At 52.6% G+C, this 20099-nt stretch carries 19 protein-coding genes, 2 tRNA genes and 1 rRNA gene; all 22 read left to right on the top strand.

Going from position 1 to position 20099, the window contains the following annotated elements; translation table 11 throughout:
• Nucleotide 1: 1 nt before the first annotated feature.
• The gene (mazG, locus tag EVJ24_RS14335; protein ID WP_131441713.1) at nucleotides 2–1417 is read left to right on the top strand and encodes a nucleoside triphosphate pyrophosphohydrolase; all 1416 of its coding nucleotides are present in this window, start codon (nucleotides 2–4) and stop codon (nucleotides 1415–1417) included.
• Nucleotides 1414–1686 (top strand): RNA-binding S4 domain-containing protein, encoded by a 273-nt coding sequence (locus EVJ24_RS14330; RefSeq protein ID WP_070329377.1) that lies wholly within the window; start codon nucleotides 1414–1416, stop codon nucleotides 1684–1686. Before mazG ends, EVJ24_RS14330 begins: the two co-directional genes overlap by 4 nt.
• A gap of 45 nt (nucleotides 1687–1731) precedes the next feature.
• A complete protein-coding gene (locus tag EVJ24_RS14325; RefSeq protein WP_131441712.1) occupies nucleotides 1732–2106 on the top strand; it encodes an FtsB family cell division protein in 375 nt (124 codons plus the stop codon).
• Nucleotides 2107–2181: 75 nt separating this feature from the next.
• Nucleotides 2182–2733 carry a S1 domain-containing RNA-binding protein gene (locus tag EVJ24_RS14320; protein WP_131441711.1) on the top strand — a complete coding sequence of 184 codons (552 nt, stop codon included), beginning with the start codon at nucleotides 2182–2184 and terminating at the stop codon, nucleotides 2731–2733.
• Nucleotides 2734–2932: 199 nt separating this feature from the next.
• A complete protein-coding gene (locus EVJ24_RS14315) occupies nucleotides 2933–5335 on the top strand; it encodes a YhgE/Pip domain-containing protein (RefSeq protein ID WP_236637677.1) in 2403 nt (800 codons plus the stop codon).
• 143 nt (nucleotides 5336–5478) lie between these two features.
• Nucleotides 5479–5555 (top strand) — tRNA-Met (locus EVJ24_RS14310).
• Between the two features lie 9 nt (nucleotides 5556–5564).
• A tRNA-Glu gene (locus EVJ24_RS14305) sits at nucleotides 5565–5636 on the top strand.
• 69 nt (nucleotides 5637–5705) lie between these two features.
• Nucleotides 5706–6941: a tRNA lysidine(34) synthetase TilS gene (gene tilS / locus EVJ24_RS14300; RefSeq protein WP_236637676.1), complete on the top strand. Its 1236-nt coding sequence runs from the start codon at nucleotides 5706–5708 to the stop codon at nucleotides 6939–6941.
• Nucleotides 6942–6976: 35 nt separating this feature from the next.
• Nucleotides 6977–7522 (top strand): hypoxanthine phosphoribosyltransferase, encoded by a 546-nt coding sequence (gene hpt, locus EVJ24_RS14295; RefSeq protein WP_016509617.1) that lies wholly within the window; start codon nucleotides 6977–6979, stop codon nucleotides 7520–7522.
• A 106-nt stretch (nucleotides 7523–7628) separates the two neighbouring features.
• Nucleotides 7629–9656 (top strand): ATP-dependent zinc metalloprotease FtsH, encoded by a 2028-nt coding sequence (ftsH, locus tag EVJ24_RS14290; RefSeq protein ID WP_071398642.1) that lies wholly within the window; start codon nucleotides 7629–7631, stop codon nucleotides 9654–9656.
• 94 nt (nucleotides 9657–9750) lie between these two features.
• Nucleotides 9751–10515, top strand: a complete 765-nt coding sequence (locus EVJ24_RS14285; protein ID WP_070329371.1) for a type III pantothenate kinase — start codon at nucleotides 9751–9753, stop codon at nucleotides 10513–10515.
• A gap of 21 nt (nucleotides 10516–10536) precedes the next feature.
• Complete coding sequence (hslO, locus tag EVJ24_RS14280) at nucleotides 10537–11463, top strand: Hsp33 family molecular chaperone HslO (RefSeq protein ID WP_071398643.1); 927 nt, start codon at nucleotides 10537–10539, stop codon at nucleotides 11461–11463.
• An 86-nt stretch (nucleotides 11464–11549) separates the two neighbouring features.
• A complete protein-coding gene (gene cysK / locus EVJ24_RS14275; protein ID WP_071398644.1) occupies nucleotides 11550–12503 on the top strand; it encodes a cysteine synthase A in 954 nt (317 codons plus the stop codon).
• A gap of 94 nt (nucleotides 12504–12597) precedes the next feature.
• Nucleotides 12598–13977, top strand: coding sequence for an anthranilate synthase component I family protein (locus tag EVJ24_RS14270; RefSeq protein ID WP_236636494.1), 1380 nt, complete (start codon nucleotides 12598–12600; stop codon nucleotides 13975–13977).
• Complete coding sequence (gene pabA / locus EVJ24_RS14265; RefSeq protein WP_131441707.1) at nucleotides 13974–14558, top strand: aminodeoxychorismate/anthranilate synthase component II; 585 nt, start codon at nucleotides 13974–13976, stop codon at nucleotides 14556–14558. Before EVJ24_RS14270 ends, pabA begins: the two co-directional genes overlap by 4 nt.
• Nucleotides 14542–15375: an aminotransferase class IV gene (locus EVJ24_RS14260; protein ID WP_131441706.1), complete on the top strand. Its 834-nt coding sequence runs from the start codon at nucleotides 14542–14544 to the stop codon at nucleotides 15373–15375. Before pabA ends, EVJ24_RS14260 begins: the two co-directional genes overlap by 17 nt.
• Nucleotides 15372–16157 carry a dihydropteroate synthase gene (folP, locus tag EVJ24_RS14255; protein WP_131441705.1) on the top strand — a complete coding sequence of 262 codons (786 nt, stop codon included), beginning with the start codon at nucleotides 15372–15374 and terminating at the stop codon, nucleotides 16155–16157. The genes EVJ24_RS14260 and folP overlap by 4 nt, the downstream gene beginning before the upstream one ends.
• Nucleotides 16150–16515, top strand: coding sequence for a dihydroneopterin aldolase (folB, locus tag EVJ24_RS14250; protein WP_070329365.1), 366 nt, complete (start codon nucleotides 16150–16152; stop codon nucleotides 16513–16515). Before folP ends, folB begins: the two co-directional genes overlap by 8 nt.
• Nucleotides 16512–17015, top strand: coding sequence for a 2-amino-4-hydroxy-6-hydroxymethyldihydropteridine diphosphokinase (folK, locus tag EVJ24_RS14245; RefSeq protein WP_131441704.1), 504 nt, complete (start codon nucleotides 16512–16514; stop codon nucleotides 17013–17015). Before folB ends, folK begins: the two co-directional genes overlap by 4 nt.
• A 22-nt stretch (nucleotides 17016–17037) precedes the next feature.
• The gene (dusB, locus tag EVJ24_RS14240; RefSeq protein ID WP_016509635.1) at nucleotides 17038–18033 is read left to right on the top strand and encodes a tRNA dihydrouridine synthase DusB; all 996 of its coding nucleotides are present in this window, start codon (nucleotides 17038–17040) and stop codon (nucleotides 18031–18033) included.
• 148 nt (nucleotides 18034–18181) lie between these two features.
• On the top strand, nucleotides 18182–19672 hold the full coding sequence (gene lysS, locus EVJ24_RS14235) for a lysine--tRNA ligase (RefSeq protein ID WP_131441703.1): 1491 nt from the start codon (nucleotides 18182–18184) through the stop codon (nucleotides 19670–19672).
• Nucleotides 19673–19993: 321 nt separating this feature from the next.
• Nucleotides 19994–20099: ribosomal RNA gene (locus EVJ24_RS14230) — 16S ribosomal RNA — on the top strand; the annotation flags it as partial.

The raw sequence follows: 20099 nt of genomic DNA, 5'->3' as shown, positions 1-20099 counted from the left end.
TATGAGTTATGGAATTACCGTCGTCGGACTCGGCTCCGGCGAACTCGAGCAACTTCCGCTCGGGGTATATCGTCATTTGAAACAGCAACCGCTCGTCTGGTTGCGCACGAAAGAACATCCGGTCGTCAAAGAGCTCGAGGCGGAAGGAGTTCATTTTGAATCATTCGACCACATTTACGAATCAAACGATACGTTTGAGGCCGTCTATAAACAAATCGTTGAAACGTTGCTCGACAAGAGCGACGAACTGGCGATCACATATGCGGTCCCGGGCCATCCGTTCGTCGCCGAGCGGACGGTCGAACTGCTCGTCGAACAAGGGGCGGATGTGACGTTCCTCGGCGGACAGAGCTTTTTGGACGCCATGTTTCAGGCGCTCCAGATTGATCCGATCAATGGGTTTCAACTGCTCGATGCGACCGCACTCGACGTTGAACGGCTCCAAGTCACGCAGCACGTGTTAATCGGTCAAGTGTACGACGGGTTTGTGGCCGGGGATGTGAAAGTACAATTGATGGAACGTTATCCGGACGAACATCTTGTCAAGCTCGTCACGGCGGCCGGAACGAAACGAGAGCGAATTTCCGAAGTTCCGCTCTACGAGATGGACCGGGTCGCTGAAGTCGACAATTTGACGACGCTCTATGTCCCGCCACTCACTGACGAGACGCACCTCGCGCGGGAGTTTGCGACGTTGACAGATATCATCGCGACACTCCGCGGTCCGAACGGCTGCCCATGGGACCGAAAACAGACGCACGCATCACTGCGGAAATATTTACTCGAAGAGGCGTATGAGTTGATCGAGGCGATCGACGAAGAGGACGATGATGCGATGATCGAAGAACTCGGAGACGTATTGCTCCAAGTCATGCTTCATGCGCAAATCGGGGCCGACGAAGGGTACTTTGACATTCGTGACGTGATCGGCGCAATCAGTACGAAAATGGTCCGTCGCCATCCGCACGTCTTCGGTGACGTGACGGTCGCAGACGCCGACGACGTGGTTTCGAACTGGAATGCGATTAAGCAAGACGAAAAAGGGGAAAATAAACATTCGCAGCTCGATGGTGTGCTCGTGACCCAACCGGGGTTAATGCGTGCCGAGCAACTCCAAAAGAAAGCGGCTCAAGTCGGGTTCGAGTGGGATGACGTAACCGGAGCGTTCGAGAAGCTCGAAGAAGAGTTACAAGAGTGGCGAGACCGTCCTGAAGACGAACAAGAACTAGGGGACGTACTGTTCTCAGTCGTTAACGTAGCCCGTTATTTCGGGTTGAACGCGGAACAAGCACTTGAACGGACCAATCAAAAATTCAAGAGACGATTTGAATATATCGAAGCGAACGGATCGCTCAGCGAGATGACGCTCGAACAGATGGATCGGCTTTGGGATGAAGCGAAGGAGAAGGGATTATGAGACTAGATAAATTTTTGAAAGTGTCGCGCTTGATCAAACGACGGACGTTAGCGAAGGAAGTGGCCGATCAAGGCCGTATCCGCTTGAATGGCCAAGTCGCCAAGGCCAGTACGGACGTCAAGGCCGGTGATGAGCTCCAAATCCGATTCGGGAATAAGCTGGTGACGGTCATTATCGATTCAATTGCCGAGCATGCCCGGAAAGAGGATGCGAAGGAAATGTACCGGTTGATCAAAGAAGAAAAGGTGAACAGTGGTACGGAAGCATAAAAAAAAGGTATACTGAACATAATAGGTCAAGAGGAAGGTGATTCGATGAATGGACGTAACCCGATGGAACGCAAACAGCGGATTCGGGCTCTCGACGAACGGAGAGAACAGCTGGAAAAAGAACAGAGCCGGCGACGTATCCATCTTCGACGCCGCCTAGCCGTGGCCTCACTTGTCTTTTTGTTGTTGATTGTCTTCATCGGCCAGAGCTATTTCTCAAAGATCGGATATGTAGCGGATCAAGAGCTAAAGCAAAACGAGGCTCGTGTCGAGCTTCGTGAAACGAAGGAAGAACAAGCGGAGCTAAAAGAGCAGGTTGAACGTTTACAAGACGAAGAATACATCGCCAATCTTGCACGCAACGAGCTGTTGTTCTCGAAAGATGGCGAGATTATTTTTTACTTCTCACCAGAGGAATAAGTAGGTTCGTTGACCGTTGACGAATCGACTCGTATAATTGTAGGGAATCATTCAAAAAAAGGAGTACATTATTTTATGTCAATTGAAGTAGGAAGCAAGGTACAAGGTAAGGTTACAGGGATTACGCATTTCGGAGCGTTCGTAGAGCTCCCTAATGGAAAAACGGGTTTGGTGCACATCAGTGAAGTGGCAGATTCTTATGTCAAAGACATCAATGAAGTCCTAACGGTCGGTCAAGAAGTCACAGTCAAAATCTTGAACATCGAAAGTGATGGCAAAATCGGGTTGTCTATCAAAAAAACTGTCGATCGTCCTGTTAGCGAACGCCCAGAACGTCCAGCCGGCGAACGCTTCTCACGAGGCCCTAGTTCAGGCGGCCCTGGTCAAGGCGGCCCACGTCCGGGCGGTCCACGTCCAGGTGGTCCTGGTCAAGGCCCACGCGGCGGCGGCCCACGCGGTGGCGGCGGTCCCCGTGGCGGTGGCGGCGCACGTCGTGAAGTACGTCGTGAGCCAGAAACGTTTGATACGTTGATGACCAAGTTCTTGAAAGATAGCGACGAACGCCTTACAACGTTGAAGCGTCAAACTGATTCAAAACGCGGTGGACGTGGAGCCAAGCGCGGGTAACCCTTCGTAAACCATCAGCTTCTACTCGTAACGATAACGCCACGGACAAAGGTCCGTGGCTTTTTTTCATGGCGCGACAATTGTCGGCGCTTTTTTTGTTATTAAAAATAACTAAAAAAGGTTGCAATTTTTCGACGGAGCGAGCACAATAGGGAACATGAAAAATAGTTATGTTTTATAAGTAAAGGTGGAGAAACAAATGAACGGATGGAAGTTGTGGAAAGCAGAATGGCAGAGCATCGGTAAAAATCCGCGGGTATGGATTCCGATTCTCGCGGTCGCGCTCGTGCCGCTCATGTATGCGGGCATGTTCTTGTGGGCATTTTGGGACCCTTACGGCCAAATGAAAGATTTGCCCGTCGCGATCGTCAATGATGACGCAGGGGCCACGTTTGAAGGGGAGGAACTCGCTGTCGGTGACGAACTCGTCGATAAGTTGACGACCTCGGAAGCGTTCCGATTCGTCGAAGTGTCGAAAGCAGAAGCGGACGCCGGGTTACAAGATCACGCCTTTTACATGGCAATCGAAATCCCGGATGACTTTTCAGAGAAAGCGACGAGCGCACTGTCCGCTGACCCTGAACAATTGGAACTTCGATATATCGCGAACGAGTCGTATAACTTCCTAGCCGCTCAAATCGGAGGTTCGGCGATGGAACAAGTGAAAGGCGAACTGTCGACTGAAGTGACAAAACAGTACGTCAACGCCATGCGGGATGGATTGAAAACCGTTGCTGACGGATTAGATGAAGCCGCAACCGGTGCAACGGAGCTTGCTGACGGATCAACGACTGCTAAAGAAGGTGCCGTTAAGCTAGCGGACGGCTCGCAACTGCTCGCTTCAAAACAGCAGGAACTAGCGGACGGTGCAGCCAAGCTCGATGACGGACTCGGTACGCTTGAGTCTGGGACGGCTGATCTCGTCGACGGGAGCCAGCGTATCCAAACCGGGAGTTCCACGCTGTCAGACGGTGTCCATCGTGTCGACGCTGGGGCCGCCGTATTAAAAGACGGTACGACTCAGCTCGTCGACGGAACGAGCGCGTTCTCTTCGAAGTTAGGCGAGTTGCACAGTGGGACGCAACAGCTTGACGCTGGGATTCAAGAACTAGCGGCCGGACTCGAGGACGCACAGGCTGGAAGCGGCCAACTCGTCAACGGCTCGAGCACACTCGCAGAAGCGCTTAGTGCGGCTAGTGCCGGAAACGAAGCACTTGTAGCGGGAACGGTAGGTGTCACCGCTGGCATTGACCAAATGAAAACGGAGTTGTTAGGCCAGCAAGAGCAACTGATCGCCAAGTTGTCTGCGCTCGCCGAATCAGGCACGCCCGCAACGCCAGACATGTTGCAAGCAATCGTCGCTGAGTTGTCTACAGGTATGCAGGCAACGGAAGCAGGTTTCGCATCGCTTTCAGAGGGCGCGTCTCGTGTCACGGAAGGCCAAACGGCACTCGGAGACGGGTTGGGACAAGCAGAAGCCGGTGCCACTGAGCTCGCAGCCGGATTGGTTGCGTTGAATGACGGACAGACTCAGCTCGTCAACGGGGCCGCGGCGCTGAGCGAGGGGTCAAGCCAAATCGAGCAAGGTGCCAAAACCGCGATGGATCGTTCAGGTGAACTTGCATCGGCAAGCGTTCAATTGAACGAAGGGGTGGCGACGCTTCATGACGGGACGACGGAACTGGCGTCGGGGAGTGATCAATTGGCTGACGCCACGCTCGCCTTGTCTGAAGGAAGTACGAAACTCGCCAACGGGGTCAAAACGGCGGGTCAAGGAACGGGTACCCTCGCTGAAGGGGCATCGCGTCTGGCTGAAGGGGGCCAAACACTCGGTTCTGGAAGTTCGGACCTGGCGGAAGGTCTGACTGAACTAGAGTCCGGGAACGGAAAACTTCGTGACGCCTTACTCTCGGGTGCGGAAGCGGCTGACGTCGACATTAGCGATGAGAACGTTGAAATGATGGCGGGACCGATTCAAATCGTGAACGACTCGATTCATCACGTACCGAACTACGGGACAGGATTTGCACCATACTTCATGTCGCTCGGTCTCTTCGTCGGGGCACTCTTGTTGTCAATCGTCTATCCGCTCTATGATCCGGCTGGCAAACCGAAGCGGAGTTTATCTTGGTTATTATCGAAATCGGGCGTATTAATCGTCATCGGTTTCGTTCAGGCGTTCGTCTTAAACGTGGCGATGATGACGTTGCTCGGACTCGAGGTCGAGTCACCGCTTCGTTTCTTCGGTTTCAGCTGGCTCGTCAGTATTACATTCTTATTGATTGTTCAGTTGCTAGTCACGACGCTCGGAAACCCGGGGCGGTTCGTTGCCATCGTCTTATTGATTCTTCAATTGACGACGTCGGCCGGGACGTTCCCGCTTGAATTGATTCCACGTGCCTTGCAGCCGTTCAACGCGTTACTTCCAATGACGTATACGGTGGCCGGCTATAAAGAGATTTTGTCGGCGGACGGGCTCAGTTATTTACAAGGGGCGATTCTATACTTGGCGCTCGTGTCGGTCGGTTGCTTCTTCTTGCTCTGGGGATATTTCCGTATCGCTTGGAAGAAAAAATATCGACCGGCTCCGTCGGAAGCGTGATGCACAATCAACCGAAAATCGTGTATAGTGTATGAGATGGCACTATACACGTTTTTTTGTGAAAAAAGTTTTAAAAAAGAATTGACACGGACGTGGCTACTGGTTATTATAGAAAATGTGCTTAGGACACAACACAATAACATGGCGGTGTAGCTCAGCTGGCTAGAGCGTACGGTTCATACCCGTGAGGTCGTGGGTTCGACTCCCTCCGCCGCTACCATTTTATTTAGGCCCGTTGGTCAAGCGGTTAAGACACCGCCCTTTCACGGCGGTAACACGGGTTCGAATCCCGTACGGGTCACTTACCTAAGCGAAAAGAAGCCATCTCAACTTGAGATGGCTTCTTTTGTTATATCAAGGAGGAGCGACGATGACGAAAGTGCTGGTGGCCGTATCGGGTGGGATGGATTCGATCGTCTTGTTAGACCGCGTCGTGAGAAGCGGTGCTGACGTCGGGGTCGCCCACGTCCATCATGGACTTAGGCCTGAGTCCGATGAAGAGTTCGAGTTCGTGAGACAGTTGGCGAAAGCGTACGGTGTGCCGTTTCACGGGAAGCGTCTTGCGTTTCCGGACGGGGGATCGCAAGCCGTCTATCGGGCGGCGCGGTATGCATTTTTTGAAACGGTCATGCGTGAAGACGGGTATATCGAACTGATGACGGCTCATCACGCCGATGACGAGCTCGAAACGGTACTCATCCAGCTTCATCGAAACGTCGTCGAAGTGACGGGGATCCCGGAACGTCGTCCGTTCGCCGGAGGGACAATCGTTCGTCCGTTGCTGACGGAAACAAAACGACAGCTCTTGGCGTACGCGTCAGCGAACGGACTCGTTTGGCGAGAAGACGCGTCGAATGAGCAGACGGATTATTTGCGCAACAAAATCAGGCACCACATCGTCCCGCGACTGCTCGATGTTTGGCCGAACGTGGTTCAAGACGTCGGTAGCGCGGCCCGTCGGCAGCGTGAACTCTGGCATAAACGCTACGACGGCGTCGGGAAGTGGATGGTGCGCCACGTCCGTTGTAATATGAAAACGTTTCATGTGAAACTTGAAGACGTGGCCGGTTTGAACGAACCTGAACGATACGTACTCGGCCGACTCTTATCGGCTAGATATGGTGTCGAGATGGGCGAAGCTATCCGTCGTCTCCTCGGTAGTCCAAAAGGAACAGGACGATACGATCTCGAAGGCGGCGCGCGCCTGCAAAAGTATGATGGGGTGATCAGCCTCGTCACGGAGGAACGACCGGATTCGTCACAAGCGCCGGATGAACACATGGTGTTAAGCGTCCCGGCCCGTCTATCGTTCGGCAATCGCGACGTCTCGCTCGAAGTCGTCACAGGCAAGTACGGGATCCCCCTCGAGGTGCTCACATTCCCGTTGACCGTCCGCTCCGTTCGGCCAGGGGATGTGATGAAACTCTCAATCGGGACGAAAAAAGTCGCCCGAATCTTGGTCGATGCGAAAATCCGGCGTGAAAATCGTCCGTTTGTCCCCTTAGTAGTTGACGCGACAGGGAGGATTGTCGCTATAGTAGGAGTAAGAGTTTCGGATTTTCCGGATAAGTCAGATGCGATTTGCCCACGATTAATGGTAAAATGATGATTGTGTCGGATTAGAAAGAGGAGGATTTCAAGATGTCATTAATGAACGATATGGAAAAGGTGCTTATTTCAAGTGAAGAGATTCAAGTAAAGGTGAAAGAACTCGCGACAACGCTCAGCGAAGAATATAAAGAAGAGTTTCCGCTTCTCGTTTGCGTATTGAAAGGCGCGATGCCGTTCATGTCAGACCTTGTCAAAGAAATGGACATCCATTTAGAGATGGACTTCATGGACGTATCGACGTATCACGGTGGAACGTCGTCAACTGGTGAAGTGAAAATCGAGAAAGATTTAAACACGTCTGTAGAAGGACGAGACATCTTGATTGTAGAAGATATTATTGATAGCGGGCTCACGCTCGGCTATCTCGTCGATCTCCTCAAATATCGGAAAGCCAAGTCGGTGAAGATCGTTACGTTGCTCGATAAACCGACGGGTCGCAAGAATGGTCTATCGGCAGACTACAGCGGTTTCGTGATTCCGCACGAGTTTGTCGTCGGCTACGGTCTCGATTACGAAGAGAAATATCGTAACCTTCCTTACGTCGGTGTGCTCAAGCCGAGTGTTTACGGGGGCTAACGTTTTTCTTTTGAAAATGTGACGTGTTAAGATAAAAGAAATACCCCAAAGTATACACATATACTGAATGGGCGAGAACATCGTTTCTCGGAATAGGAGGCAGAGAATGAATCGTGCAGTGAAAAACACCTTAGTGTTCGGTGTGATTTTCCTGGCCTTGATCTTGTTCCTTCAATATTTACAGAACCCGAGTAGCCAGAGCGAAACGCTCTCTTATTCGAAGTTCTTGGAATATGTGGAAGATGATCGGATCGAAACGGCAACCGTACAGGAAATCCCGGGAGCCATCTCAATTACAGGTGACCTTACAGGAGACGAAGACCAGCGTTACGAAACGAATATCCCGGCTAACGAGGCCGAATACGCCGAAGTGCTCTCGCAACTTCGTGCGAATACCGACATTCAAATCGAAGAGTCAGAGTCGAGTGGTAGCTGGTTTAGCATCGTATTCGCGATCTTACCGTTTATCATCATCTTCATCTTGTTCTTCTTCTTGCTCAACCAAGCCCAAGGCGGCGGCGGTGGCGGTCGTGTGATGAACTTCGGGAAATCGAAGGCGAAACTCTACGACCAAGAAAAACGTCGTGTAACGTTTGATGATGTTGCCGGGGCGGATGAGGAGAAACAAGAACTCATCGAAGTCGTCGAATTCTTGAAAGACCCTCGCAAGTTCTCGAAACTTGGAGCACGGATTCCAAAAGGCGTCTTGCTCGTCGGTCCTCCGGGAACAGGTAAGACGTTACTCGCTCGTGCAGCTGCGGGAGAAGCCGGTGTACCGTTCTTCTCGATCTCAGGTTCTGACTTCGTCGAAATGTTCGTCGGTGTCGGGGCGTCGCGTGTCCGCGACTTGTTCGAGAATGCGAAAAAGAACGCACCGTGTATCATCTTCATCGATGAGATCGATGCGGTCGGACGCCAGCGTGGTGCCGGTCTTGGTGGCGGCCATGACGAGCGTGAGCAAACGCTCAACCAACTTCTCGTCGAGATGGATGGATTCAGTGACAACGAAGGAATCATCATGATTGCCGCGACGAACCGTCCGGACATTCTTGACCCGGCCCTTCTTCGTCCAGGTCGATTCGACCGTCAAATCACGGTTGACCGTCCGGATGTTAAAGGCCGTGAAGCAGTACTCAAAGTTCATGCCCGCAACAAACCGCTCGATTCGACAGTTGACTTGAAGTCGATCGCTCAGCGGACGCCTGGATTCTCAGGTGCTGACCTTGAAAACTTGTTGAACGAAGCAGCGCTCGTCGCAGCCCGGTCTGACCGTTCAGCGGTCTCGGTCGTGGATGTCGAGGAAGCGATTGACCGTGTCATCGCTGGTCCTTCTAAGAAGAGCCGCGTCATCTCGGAGAAAGAACGCCAAATCGTCGCCTATCATGAGGCGGGTCATACGATTATCGGGATTGAACTCGAGAACGCAGACGAAGTGCACAAAGTGACAATCGTTCCACGTGGAAACGCTGGCGGATACGTCGTCATGCTTCCGAAAGAAGATCGTTACTTCATGACGAAACCTGAACTCGAAGATAAAATCGTTGGTCTCCTCGGGGGCCGCGTGGCGGAAGACGTCATCTTCGGTGAAGTATCGACAGGAGCAAGCAATGACTTCCAACGCGCGACTGGTATCGCTCGGAAGATGGTCATGGATTACGGGATGAGCGACAAGCTCGGACCGCTCCAACTTGGATCGAACCATGGAGGACAAGTCTTCTTAGGTCGCGATTTCCAAACGGAACAAAACTACTCGGATGCGATTGCACAAGATATCGACCTCGAGATTCGGGACATCATCAACCGTTGTTACGCGAAAGCGAAACAGATTTTGACGGACCGTAAAGACGATCTCGAGCTCGTCGCGAAGACGTTGCTCGAAGTCGAGACGCTCGATTCGAAACAGATTCGTCACTTGATTAAGACGCGCGAGTTCCTTCCGAACGAACCGGAAGAGCCGTCTGAACCATCGAAAGATGATGCAAGCGATGAGGCGAAGAAAGATGAGGCGGCCGTCAAGCACGGGCAAGTCATCGATCAGCCTGGAGTCGTTCAAGAAGCGAAGCCGGACGTTGTCCCTGAAGGCGATAAGCCGGAAGCGACACCGACGGAACGCCCGAACAACGAATCACGGTAAGTGTAAGAGACGAATGCCCTAAATAAGGCATTCGTCTTTTTTCGTGTTATAATTCGAGCGAACTGTAATTGACAACAAAGTGAGGAACCATATCATGATTTTAGTGATCGATGTTGGGAATACAAATATTGTCCTCGGGATGTACGATGGTGAGACGCTCGTCCATCATTGGCGCATCTCGACGGACCGCACGAAAACGACCGATGAGTACGGTATGCTCGTCAAGTCTTTGTTTGACCACTCGAACGTCTCGTTTGACCAAATCGACGGCGTCATTTTGTCTTCGGTTGTTCCACCAGTCATCTTCCCGCTCGAACAGATGTCACAGCGCTACTTCAACGTCCGGCCAATCGTCGTCGGTCCCGGCGTGAAAACAGGTCTCGACATCCACGTCGACAATCCGCGTGAAGTCGGGGCGGACCGCATCGTCAACGCGGTCGCAGGTATTGCCAAGTACGACGGTCCATTGATCATCGTCGATTTCGGTACGGCGACGACGTATTGCTACATCGATGACAAACGTCGTTATCACGGCGGGATCATCTCCCCAGGGATTATGATCTCGGTCGAGGCGCTCTATCAACGGGCCGCGAAATTACCGCGCATCGAGCTCGCGACCCCGCCGACCGTCGTCGGGAAAAATACAATCCAAGCGATGCAATCGGGCACGTATTACGGGTATGTCGCCCAAGTCGATGGCATCGTCAGTCGCGTCAAGCGTGAAGTCGGGGAAGCGACCGTCATCGCGACAGGTGGGCTGGCCCGTTTGATCAGTGAACATGCCGAAACGATTGACGTCGTCGACTCGTTCTTGACGCTCGATGGACTTCGCCTCATCTATGAGCGCAACCAGAAATAAACTTTAAAGGAGTTACTCAATATGATTCAACCAGAACAACAAGCGTTACTTGACCAAATGAAAGACGACTATCTCGTCCGTGCCCTCGGGTTCGGTGGAGAAGTCCGGGCGTTCGCCGTACGGACGACGAAAACGATTTTCGAAACGCAACTTCGCCATCAGACGACACCGGTCGCCTCAGCTGCACTCGGTCGGACGATGACGATCGGGACGATGATCGGTTCGATGCAAAAAGGAGCCGCGCGCGTCACCCTTAAAGTCGAAGGCGATGGACCAATCGGGAAAATCATCGTCGATGCGGACACGGCAGGAGACGTTCGCGGATACGTGTCACACCCTCGTGTCGAAGGCGGCACGTTCGTCAACGACCACGGATTGACGAAGTTGAAAGTTGGCGAAGTCGTTGGCCGAGGCACGGTCTCGGTCATCAAAGACCTCGGTCTAAAAGACTTCGTTGGCGGTTCGTCCGAAATTCAAACAGGTGAGATCAGCGAAGACTTCACGTACTACTTCGCGACGTCGGAACAAGTGCCTTCAGTCGTCGGAGCAGGCGTGCTCGTGCTTCCGGAAGATGAATCGATTTTAGCTGCCGGCGGGATTATCGTCCAGTTGATGCCAGACGCTTCAGAGCAAACGATTCAAGCGTTAGAAGACGCATTGAAGACGTTCCCGCCAGTGTCGGTTCTCATCGGAGAAGAGAAGACACCGGAAGAGATGCTGCATATGCTCCTCGGAGATAGCTTAGAAGTGCTCGATCACAAACCAGTACAGTTCAACTGTACGTGCAGCCGAGATCGGATGGAGAGTGCGATCATCGGACTCGGTACCGAAGAGATCCGTCAAATGATCGAAGAAGATGGCGGCGCTGAAGCAGTTTGTCACTTCTGCGGCGAAAAGTATCACTTCTCGGCTGAACAGCTCGAAGTGATGAAACAGCAAGCGCGCTGAGGCTGTCGTTCCAAATTGCATATTTTCAATCCGATAGGGTATTATTACAATATCGGAATAGTCGGAATTATGAAGGAGGAAATGAAATGCGTATCGTAGATTCAGTGACAGACTTAATTGGCAAGACTCCAATCGTGAAGTTAAACGGGCTGACTGGCCCGGATGACGCGACGGTTTACATGAAGTTGGAATATATGAACCCTGGTTCGAGTGTAAAAGACCGGATCGCTTTAGCGATGATCGAGGCCGCTGAGGAAGAAGGCGTCTTAAAGCCGGGTGACACAATCATTGAGCCGACGAGTGGGAACACGGGCATCGGACTCGCGATGGTCAGTTCTGCTAAAGGCTATAAGGCAATTCTCGTCATGCCGGAAACGATGAGTATGGAACGTCGCAACTTGCTTCGCGGATACGGTGCCGAGCTGATTTTGACGCCGGGTCCTGAGGGGATGGGCGGAGCGATTCGCCGGGCGACAGAAGAAGCTGAGAAAAACGGCTACTTCCTCCCGCAACAATTCAATAATGCGGCCAACCCGAACGTCCATGAAATGACGACCGGCCCTGAGATCGTTGATGCGTTCGACGCGTCAGGTCTTCAAGTCGATGCGTTCATCGCGGGTGTCGGTACAGGCGGAACGATCACAGGAGCGGGGAAAGTATTGAAAGCCCACTATCCAGACGTGCAAATTTTAGCTGTCGAACCGGTCGACTCTCCAGTCTTATCTGGAGGGAAGCCAGGGCCACATAAAATTCAAGGCATCGGAGCCGGCTTTATCCCGTCGATTTTAGACACTGAGATTTACGAAGGTGTCCTTCAAATCACGACAGAGCAGGCGTTCGAATACGCGCGTCTCGCGGCTCGGACGAACGGTGTGCTCGGTGGCATCTCGTCAGGTGCAGCCATCGCGGCCGCGGTCGATACGGCGAAGCGCCTTGGAAAAGGCAAAAACGTGCTCGCAATCATCCCGTCAAACGGAGAACGCTACCTTAGCACGCCGCTCTATCAGTTCGACGAAGAATCAGATAGCGTTCGCGCATAAACAAACGGCAGTTACCAGAAGACATCTTCTTTCGGTAACTGCCTTTTCTTGTGTACAATTAGAGGCATGAATGAGTGGAACGGGGGGATTTGACGTGAGAACGACAGCGTTCAAAACGATGCGAACGACAAAAGAGAGAATGTATGAGACGTATATGACGTTGACGGAAGCGGGCGAGTGCTATGCGTGGCTCGAGAGCGGAAGGGCTGGACGTTACACGATGGCCGGAATCGAGCCGTTCGGTGCGCTTCACGTGAAAGACGGGACTGGAACGCTCGTCATTTCAGATAAGACCGAGACGTTTTATGGCCAACCGCTCGACATCGTCGAGCAAGTACGGGCCCGTTACGTTGCCGCAAGACCAGAAGGGGCACCGCCATTCTTCGGCGGAATGATTGGTTATGTCAGTTACGATGTCGCCCGGACACTTGAACGCTTGCCGCGTCAAGCGGAAGATGATCTAGGGACGCCCGACGTCTCGTTCTTGTTGTTTGACGAAGTGGCGGTATTCGACGAAGCGACGTCGCTCCTCTATTTGCTAGTCACCGCCGATGAAGAAGTAGAAGCGAAGCTCGAGCGCTGGGCTGCCTTATGGCAGACAGAGACGCATTACGCGTTCAGACCGGTCGCGCAAGCACCGCTCGAGCGAGCGCGTTCTCTATCGCAAGGTGAATTCGTCGAAGCTGTGCAGAAAATTCAAGACTACATCGTCGAAGGCGACGTGTTCCAAGTGAACCTGAGCGTCCGCCAATCGGAAGCGCTGCTCGCGGACCCGCGCCACGTCTATGACACGTTGCGCCAAATGAATCCTTCACCGTACATGGGGTACTTCGTCGACGATTTTTTGACGATGGTGTCGGCTTCGCCAGAACTGTTGATTGAGAAACATGGGACGTCGATCTCGACACGCCCGATCGCCGGGACACGGCCGCGCGGACGGGACGAGGCAGAAGATATGGAACTAGCGCGGACGTTGCTCGATAACGAGAAAGAGCGGGCCGAGCACGTCATGCTCGTTGATTTGGAGCGGAACGACCTCGGGAAAGTGGCCGCTTATGGGACGGTGCACGTCGACGAATTGATGGTCATCGAGAAGTACTCACACGTCCAGCACATCGTTTCGAACGTGCGCGGCACGATGCGAGACGGTGTGTCCGGGTCAGAGGCGCTCGGGGCGATGTTCCCGGGCGGAACGATTACCGGTGCCCCGAAAATTCGGACGATGGAAATCATCGAGGAACTTGAACCGGTTCGACGTGGGATTTACACGGGTTCGTTCGGCTGGATCAGTTGGGACGACGACCTCGTCTTTAACATCACGATCCGGACGATGGTCGTCAAAGACGGGATGGCCCACGTCCAGGCCGGGGCAGGTATTGTCATCGACTCCGACCCGGTCGCTGAATATGAAGAATCGTTGTCGAAAGCGAAGGCGCTATGGGCCGCGAAAGAAATGACGGAGGCGACGGTATGATTTTACTCATCGATAACTACGACTCATTCACGTACAACTTGGTTCAATACTTTGGTGAGCTCGGAGAGGACTTGATCGTGCGTCGCAATGACGACGTTACGATCAAAGAGATTAAACAGATGGGTCCGAGTTATCTCGTCATCTCGCCAGGTCCGCGGACGCCGAACGAAGCGGGAATCAGCGTCGACGCGATTCGGACGTTTGCTGGGAAGATCCCGATTTTCGGTGTGTGTCTCGGTCATCAAGCGATCGGTCAGGCGTTCGGCGGGAAAGTCGTCCATGCGGACCGCCTCATGCACGGGAAGACGTCACCGATCGAACATGACGGTAAGACGTTATTTAAAGACATCCCACAGCAGACGATCGTGACGCGTTACCATTCGCTCGCCGTCGAGCGCGCTTCATTGCCGTCCTGCTTAGAAGTGACGGCTGAGACGAGCACGGGCGAGATCATGGCGCTACGCCATAAAGAATTGCCGATCGAGGGCGTCCAATTCCATCCTGAAGCCATCTTGACGGAACATGGGAAAGACATGATTAAAAATTTTATCGAGGCGTATCGTCATGTGGCTTTGGCATAACGGCGAACTGCGCGGCAGTTCAGAAGTGACGGTGCCGGTTCACGACCACGGTTTTTTGTACGGGATGGGGTTGTTCGAGACGTTCCGGACGTTTGACGGGGTCCCGTTCTTGTTCGACCTCCATTGGGACAGGCTTGAGAAAAGTATGGACGCACTTTGGATCGATCTACCTTATACGAAGCAGGAAATCAGACAGGCGATTCAAGACGTCGTGCGTCAAAACGAGGCGCCGAACGTATATATCCGACTGAACGTCTCCGCCGGTGTCGCTCCGCTCGGTCTGCACGACGGGCGTTACTCACGGCCGAACGTGACGCTGCTCGTCAAACCGTTACCGGACACGTTCGAACCGACCGAGAAACGGCTTGAGGCACTCCCGTTTCCGAGAAGTCGACCGGAAGCGGCGTTCCGTTTGAAGTCACATCACTATATGAACAACATCCTTGGAAAACGTGCCTTGGTCGACCGGGAAGCGGAAGGTTTGTTCGCGGACGAGGCGGGACGTGTCGTCGAGGGACTCGTCTCAAACATCTTTTGGGTAGAACAGGATGGGCGGCTATGGACGACGCCGCTTGAGACCGGGGCGCTTGCCGGCGTGACCAGGCACTGGCTGATGGAGACGTTTGACGTGCTCGAGCGTGATGTGACGTTTAAAGAACTCGAGCAAGCGTCCGAAATTTGGCTCACGAACTCGGTGCAACAAATCGCACCGGTCACCGCTTATGCCGGCCGGACGTATCCAGGCAAGCAGGGGGCTCGATTTACAGCGTGTTGGTCCGAGTTACGACGAGCAATTGAAAGTGAGGGAACAGCATGACAAAAATTATGGGCATTTTAAACGTGACGCCAGATTCGTTTTCAGACGGTGGGCGTTATAACGCAGTCGAGCAAGCGCTCGAACACGCTAAACGGCTCGTTCAGGACGGAGCCGATGCGATCGACGTCGGAGGCGAGTCGACAAGGCCTGGCGCACAGTTCGTCACGGCGGATCAAGAGATCGCCCGCGTCGTCCCGGTCATTCGCCGCCTGAAAGAGGAGCTTGACGTCCTGATCTCGATCGATACGTACAAACCTATCGTTGCGCGAGCGGCACTTGAAGCAGGCGCTGACATCATCAATGACGTGTGGGGGTCGAAGTGGGACGATCAATCGATGGCGGAAGTGGCCAAAGAGTTTAACGTCCCGATCATTTTGATGCATAATCGAGACAACCGAAACTATGGACACTTCATCGAAGAAGTCGTTGGCGACATACAAGAATCAATCGCGATCGCCCGTGCCGCCGGTGTTCGTGATGACCAGATTTGGTTAGACCCCGGCATCGGCTTTGCCAAGGACTACAACCAAAACTTAGAACTCATGAATCGGCTCGACGTCATCACGAATCTCGGATTCCCGGTTCTGCTCGGGACGTCACGTAAGTCGTTCATCGGCCAGACACTCGATTTACCGACCGAGGAGCGGGTCGAAGGGACGGTCGCGACGACATGTCTCGGAATCGCGAAAGGATGCGCGTGGGTAAGGGTGCATGATGTGTTAGAGAACAAACGGGCGTCACGGATGATGGATGCGATGTTAGGAGGCGGACAAGTTGGATAAAATGTTTGTGAACGGGATGCGTTTTTACGGTTACCACGGTGTCTTTGAAGAAGAGAACCGGCTCGGTCAGCGATTTAATATTGATTTGATGTGTGAGTTAGACCTGGCCCCTGCCGGCCAGTCCGACAATTTGGAGGATGGTGTCAGCTATGCCGGACTCTATCAACTGACAGAAGACATCGTCACAGGCGAGGCGGTCAACTTACTCGAAGCACTCGGTGAACGGATCACGACGGCCGTGCTCGCCCACAGTGACAAGATTCAAAGTGTGACGGTCAAGGTCATCAAACCTGACCCGCCGATTCCGGGCCATTATGATTCGGTCGCGATCGAGATGACGCGGAGGCGTAACGGATGATGTATGTGGCGCTTGGTTCGAATATCGGTGAACGGGAGCGTTACTTGTTCGATGCCCTTCAAGAGATGGAGGCGGCCGGTCTTCACGTGACGAAACAATCGAACGTATACGAGACGGCACCGGTCGGCTATATAGATCAACCATCGTTTTATAACATGGTCGTCGAAGTCGATACATCGCTCGGGGCGGACGATGCACTCGTTCGTCTCCAACAGGTTGAGCGCGGTCTTGGAAGAGAGCGTCTGTTTAAGAACGGGCCGCGTACGATCGACCTTGACATCTTGCTCTATAACGGCGAATATATACAATCGAAGCACTTAACTGTTCCGCATCCGCGAATGCATGAACGTGCTTTTGTCCTTGCCCCGCTCGCGGAGATTGCTCCGACGCTCGAGGTGAATGGAAAGACGGTTCGACAATTATGCGACGCCTTGCCGGAATCGGAGCGGCGCGACGTCGTACGTCTACAGTCGTTAACGTCATTAGTCGGTTCTGTTTAACGCTATTGAAGGAAGTGAAGCAATGTCAGGGTTCAAAATTGGTAACGTTGATATAAAAAATCGGGCGGTCCTCGCCCCGATGGCCGGAGTGACGAACCCGGCATTCCGTTTGATTGCGAAGGAATTCGGTGCCGGACTCGTTTGTGCGGAGATGGTCAGCGACAAAGGGATTTTATTTGAAAACGCGAGAACGCTGCGCATGTTGTACGTTGATGAGCGCGAAAAGCCGCTCAGCCTGCAAATTTTTGGCGGTTCGAAAGACACGCTCGTGAAAGCGGCGCAATACGTGGATCAAAACACGAACGCCGATATCATCGACATCAACATGGGGTGCCCGGTCCCGAAAGTCACGAAATGTGAAGCGGGTGCCAAGTGGCTCCTCGATCCGGATAAGGTTTATGAGATGGTGAACGCCGTATCGAAGGCGGTGGACAAACCGGTGACCGTCAAGATGCGCACCGGTTGGGATAGTCAGCACATCTACCTTCTAGATAACGTCAGAGCGGCCGAATCCGGTGGCGCGGCAGCGATCGCGATTCACGGACGGACGCGGTCCCAATTGTATGAAGGAACAGCCAACTGGGAACTTATTGGTGAGGCGAAGAAAATTGCGGGCATCCCGATTATCGGGAACGGTGATATTACGACGCCGCAACAAGCGAAGCATGCCCTCGACCATTATGGTGTCGATGCGGTCATGATCGGGCGGGCTGCCCTCGGAAATCCATGGATGCTCTATCAGACGGTGCAGTACCTTGAGACGGGTGAGCTTCCGGCCGAGCCGGAGGCACGCGAGAAAATTGACATTTGCATGCTTCATCTCGATCGTTTGATCGACTTGAAAGGCGAGGTGGCGGCGGTTCGTGAAATGCGTCAACACGTGGCCTGGTACTTGAAAGGTCTCAAAGGGAACGGGCCGGTCCGTAAGCAAGTCTTCGAGTTGGAATCACGGGATGCCGTCGGAAGTGTGCTCTACGATTTCGTCGGACAGATCGAGAACGCGCCACAAGAAGTGTGAACTAGTGTAAAAAAGTGATTTATGGTAAGCTTGTTTGGCGAAAAAGTGATACGCAAAGAGCGAACAGCTTAGGCTGTGCTGTTGGCCGTGAGGTCGACAGCTTTTTGTTAGGACCAAACCCAATATGTATAGAGGAGTGAATGGAGTAGTGAGTCACGAGTTGGAAATGAACGACCAAATGCAGGTTCGATTTGAAAAGATGACTGAGATGCGCGCGCAAGGGCTCGACCCGTTCGGACATCGGTTCGAACGCTCAGCCCATGCCGGTGAATTACATGAGCAATATGAAGCGATTGAGAAAGAGGAGCTCGCTGAGCAAGACGTAGAAGTCACGCTCGCGGGACGGATTATGACGAAACGTGGAAAAGGGAAGGTCTTCTTCGCCCACATCCAAGACGTCACGGGACAGGTTCAAATCTACGTCCGTAAAAATGACGTAGGTGATGAGGCGTTTGATTTGTTCAAATCGTCTGACCTCGGTGATATCGTCGGGGTGAAAGGCAAGCTGTTCAAAACGAATGTCGGTGAGTTATCGATTCACGTCGAGACGTTTGAACTTTTGACGAAAGCGCTCCGTCCGCTTCCAGACAAATATCATGGCTTAAAAGATGTCGAACAACGTTATCGTCAACGCTATCTCGACTTGATCACGAACAATGATTCGCGCCAAACGTTCATTTTGCGTAGCCGAATCATTTCAGAGATTCGCAACTTCTTGAACCATCGCGGTTTCTTAGAAGTGGAGACACCGATGCTCCATACGATTGCAGGCGGAGCAGCTGCCCGTCCGTTCTTGACGCACCATAACGCCCTCGATATGGAACTTTATATGCGCATCGCGATCGAGCTTCACTTGAAGCGCCTCATCGTCGGTGGCCTTGAGCGTGTTTATGAGATTGGCCGTGTCTTCCGTAACGAAGGGATCTCGACACGACACAACCCAGAGTTCACAATGATCGAGCTCTATGAAGCGTACGCTGATTACAACGACATCATGGATTTGACAGAAGAACTCGTTGCGCACGTTGCTAAAGAAGTACTCGGTACGACAGACGTGAAGTATGGAGAAGATACGATCCATCTTGGTGTCGGTTGGAAGCGGGCCCATATGGTCGACTTGGTTAAAGAAGAGATGGGTGTCGACTTCTGGCAGCAGATGTCTGATGAACAGGCACGTGAACTTGCGAAAGAGCACGGGGTAGAAGTCCAAGACCATATGACGTTCGGTCATATCGTCAACGAGTTCTTCGAACAAAAAATCGAAGAGACGTTGCTTCAACCTACGTTCGTCACGGGACATCCGGTCGAAGTGTCACCGCTTGCGAAGAAGAATGATCAAGACCCGCGCTTCACAGATCGCTTCGAGCTGTTCATCGTTCGTCGTGAACACGCGAACGCGTTCACAGAGTTGAACGATCCAATCGATCAACGTGAGCGCTTCGAAGCCCAACTACTTGAAAAAGAAGCTGGGAACGATGAGGCCCATGAACTTGATAACGACTTCCTAGAAGCGCTCGAGTACGGGATGCCGCCAACAGGTGGTCTCGGAATCGGGATTGACCGTCTTGTCATGTTGCTCACAGACGCACCATCGATTCGCGATGTATTGCTCTTCCCGACAATGCGTCACCAACAGTAACAAGTTACGACCTCTCACCATTGCGGTGAGAGGTTTTTGGTTTCTACAGCCAAGCTATAACGTGGCAGAAAATTTTTTTAGAAAAACTTTTACCGAAACTATTGCATTCTATTTGAGGATGGGTTAAAGTAATAAACGTTGCCGCTGATGGCAGCGGAAAAGAATTAAAAAAGTGGTTGACAACTGTGTCGATGACTTGTAATATTGTAAGAGTCGTTAAGAGCGACAGACGAACTTTGAAAACTGAACGATGAGGCAAAAAAAGTTTTACAAGTTTTGATTGAAGCGCAAGCTTCGTCATTTTCAAGAGCTATATCAAATTCTTTGGAGAGTTTGATCCTGGCTCAGGACGAACGCTGGCGGCGTGCCTAATACATGCAAGTCGAGCGCAGGAAATCGACGGAACCCTTCGGGGGGAAGTCGACGG

The organism is Exiguobacterium sp. SH1S21 (assembly GCF_004337175.1).
GTDB classification, from domain to species: domain Bacteria; phylum Bacillota; class Bacilli; order Exiguobacteriales; family Exiguobacteriaceae; genus Exiguobacterium; species Exiguobacterium aurantiacum_A.
The sequence above is the reverse complement of the archived record's forward strand: the minus strand, read 5'-3'. Positions and strand labels throughout refer to the sequence as shown.